The sequence below is a fragment of the Escherichia sp. AM3 genome (assembly GCF_032029835.1).
GTDB lineage: Bacteria > Pseudomonadota > Gammaproteobacteria > Enterobacterales > Enterobacteriaceae > Escherichia > Escherichia coli.
The window spans coordinates 1-419 of sequence record NZ_JAVUPQ010000600.1; the positions used below are offsets into that span (position 1 = coordinate 1).

The following is a 419-nucleotide window of genomic DNA, read 5'->3' on the forward strand; positions in this document are numbered from 1 at the left end:
TTTTTATCAGGCTGAACTGTCGCGTCTTCATTCTTTTTCTCTGCCTGCTGCCTTAACAACTGCTCCAGTTGAGCCCAGAGGCTTTCAATTTGCTTCTGTACCAATGCAGCCATTTCTTTTTTCTGCTGTGTCGTCATCCCCTCTTCCGATGAGATTTTCCCAAGCTTTTCAGTCAGCACCTGAATTTGTCTTGTGATTTTGGCTATTTCTGATGTTCCTTCCGGGGCGGAGTTGTTTGAAATAACGGTTGAGGTATTTCCCTGAATTGTGACAGACATAGATTTCTCCTTTTAAAAAAGCACTATCGGCATGCACAAAAAAATCTTTAATCGTATTTCTTGTGTCATTAATTGTTTGATGTTCAGATTGTTTTCCTCGCGGGCTGGCGCGCCTCAGAAAGTAAAGCTTGTTGACAGGGG

General features: G+C 42.7%; 1 protein-coding gene. It reads right to left on the bottom strand.

Annotation, left to right across the window (positions count from 1 at the left end; all coding sequences use genetic code 11):
- A partial coding sequence (locus RTW80_RS27460; protein WP_312721249.1) for a FlxA-like family protein occupies positions 1–278 on the bottom strand: 278 nt, incomplete at its 3' end.
- Positions 279–419 lie beyond the last annotated feature (141 nt).